Genomic DNA, 2,941 nt, shown 5'->3' with positions numbered 1-2,941 from the left:
GAACCCGCGAGCTGGCGGCCGTACGTGTGGCCCCGGGTGTCCACCCAGGCGATGGTGTTGGCGAACATGACCGTCTGGTCGTAGTCCTTCGTCGCGCCGACTCCGGCGGCGCCCCGGACCTGCTCACGCAGGGCACCGCGAGCGCCGACCCGACGGGCCGTACGGCGGCCCCCACCCCGGCGAGCCGGGGCAGCGAGCGTCCCGGGGCCCCCTCGAAGTCCGCCTCCGCCACCCCCTCCGCGTCCCCCACGGAGAAGACCGCGAGCCCGACGCCGTCCGCCACCCCCTCGGTGACGAAGACGACCGCCGCGCCCGCCCCGGCGAAGTCCACCGCCGCCGCACCCGCACCCGCACCGACGTCGGCCGCGCCGAAGACCGAGGCGCCCGCGTCGTCCGCGGTCGCCTCCGCACGGGCCGCGGTGCTCGACCTGGTCAACCAGGAGCGGTCGAAGGCCGGCTGCAGCCCGGTGACGCTCAGTTCCTCGCTGACCTCACTGGCCCAGAGCTTCAGCCAGGACATGGCGGCCCGTGACTTCTTCGACCACACCGACCCGGACGGTGACACCCCCTGGGACCGCGCTGCGGCGGCCGGGATCACCAACCTCGGCGGGGAGAACATCGCCCGCGGCCAAGCCGACGCACAGGCCGTGATGGACAGCTGGATGAACAGCGAAGGCCACCGAGCAAACATTCTCAACTGCGATTACACGACCCTGGGCGTCGGTGTCCACATCGCCGACGGCGGCCCCTGGTGGACGCAGGACTTCGGCTTCTGAGAAGCCGCACGCCCCAGGCCCGTGGAGCCGTCGTGGAGAACCGCGTGGGGGCGCTCCGTCGCCCGGCGTTCCGGTGACCAGTGGCCGGCGTTCAGCTGGAATGCACTCCAGTTCCAGAACGGGTCACGAGAATCGTCCCTCGTGCCCCTCTCACCCACACGTGCCGGCGTCGCCTCCGTGGCCGCCTCCGCTCTGACGCTCTCCGGACTGCTCGTCACGGGAGTGGTGACCGCTCAGCCCGCGGCCGCCGCGGACCCGGTCGGCTACCAGAACGTCCGGATCAACGAAGTCACCTCGTCGAACAGCGACACGGTGGAGCTGTACAACACCGGCTCGACCGCCGTGAGCGTCAGCGGCTGGAAGATGTCCGACGACAGCTTCTCGCCGCAGGCGTTCAGTCCGTCCGCCGGTACGATCCCCGCCGGCGGCTTCGTCACCTTCGACTCGCCCAAGGGACTCGGCGACTCGGACAAGCTGGTGCTCTACACGTCCGGCGGCACGGTGGTCGACCGTGTCGACTGGGCGACCGACAAGGCGAAGCCCGCGATGGCCCGTTGTGGCGGCGACGGCACCGGAGCGTGGGTCACCGCGACCTCGGCGACCACGTTCGGCACCGCGAACGCCGCCGGCTGCCCGTCGTCGGTCCCCGCGGCGAGCAAGGTGCGGATCAACGAGGTCTCCTCCGACGGCTCCGACACCGTGGAGCTGTACAACGGCGGGACCGGCGCCGTCAGCCTCGGGTCGTGGAAGTACTCCGACAACGACACCTCCCACTCCCCGGTGTCCGTCTCGTCCTCCTCGCCGAGTGCGACGAGCATCCCGGCGGGTGGATACGTCACGTTCAGCTCCTCCACCGGGCTGGGCGACAACGACTCGGTCTTCCTCGTCGACGGCAGCGGCAACACCGTCGACTCGGTGACCTGGGCGACCGACGGGGCCAAGCCGTCGGCCGAGCGGTGTGCCAACGGCACCGGTCCCTTCCGGACCGCCACCACCGCGACGCCCGGCGCCGTGAACTCCTGCTCGGGCAGCACCGGCGGCGGTACCGGTGGCGGCACCCAGACCGGCGTGCTGCTGGGCGGCGGCGGGTCCCTCACCAGCGGCTGCACCCCCGAGGCGCCCTCCGGTACGGGTTCCACGCCGACGGGCACCCTCGCGTGGCCCGGCGGTGCCGACGTCACGATCGCGGACAACGTCTGCGCGTTCACCACGTCCACCGGCCCGGAGGGCCGGGACGTGAGCGGCCTGGCTTTCGACCCGGCCAATCCGTCGGTGCTGTGGGCCGCGAAGAACAAGAACTGGCTCTACAAGCTGGTCAAGAGCGGCGGCAAATGGGTTCCGGACGCGTCCTGGAGCGCGACCGGCAAGCAGATCCGCTTCGCGGGCGGCTCCGGCGAGCCGGACTCCGAGGGCCTGACGATCGGCGGCAACGGCCACCTCTACGTCACCTCCGAGCGCGACAACACCAAGAACACCGAGCCCAGGGACACCATCCTGGAGTTCGACCCGGCGGCGACCGGGTCCACACTGACGCCGGTCCACCAGTGGGACATGACCGCGCAGTTCCCGCAGCTGGACACCGGTGACAAGGACGACGCCAACCTCGGATTCGAGGGCGTCGGATACGTGCCGGACACCTGGCTGACCGCGAACGGCTGGGTCGACCCGCTCACCCACGCCGTCTACGACCCGGCGGACTACCCGTCGCACGGGTCCGGTCTGTTCTTCGCCGGACTGGAGTACGACGGCTCGCTGCGTGTCTACGGTCTGAACTCCGACGGCACGTTCACCACGTTCAGAACGATCACGACCGGCAAGCCCTCCGTGATGGACGTGACGTTCGACGCCGGTACCCAGCGCCTCGTCGCGACCTGCGACAACACCTGCGGCGAGACGCACACCTTCATGAAGGTCGACGCCACCGGTGCGATCGTGCCGGACGTGACGTACACGAACCCGGCCGTCATGCCTGCCGACAACCTGGAAGGCTTCGCTCTCGCACCGGCCTCGACGTGCGTCGACGGCCTGCGCGAAGCGGTCTGGAGCGACGACGGGGTCTACGGCTTCGGTTCCGGGAGCTCCTCCTGGGGACACGCCCTCTACAGCGGCACCTTCCGCTGCTGATCCCGACCACGAACGAGGCCGCCCGGGACCGAAAGGTCCCG

General features: G+C 70.7%; 2 protein-coding genes. Both read left to right on the top strand.

Features of this window, described 5'->3' with window-relative positions:
- The first annotated feature begins 11 nt into the window (after positions 1–11).
- Positions 12–776 carry a CAP domain-containing protein gene (locus ACWD3D_RS35540; protein WP_451464804.1) on the top strand — a complete coding sequence of 255 codons (765 nt, stop codon included), beginning with the start codon at positions 12–14 and terminating at the stop codon, positions 774–776.
- 141 nt (positions 777–917) lie between these two features.
- Entirely contained in the window at positions 918–2,900 is a 1,983-nt protein-coding gene (locus ACWD3D_RS35535; protein ID WP_451464803.1) for a lamin tail domain-containing protein, read from the top strand.
- The last annotated feature ends 41 nt before the right edge of the window (positions 2,901–2,941 follow it).

This window comes from Streptomyces sp. NPDC002690 (assembly GCF_053592415.1).
The sequence above is the reverse complement of the archived record's forward strand: the minus strand, read 5'-3'. Positions and strand labels throughout refer to the sequence as shown.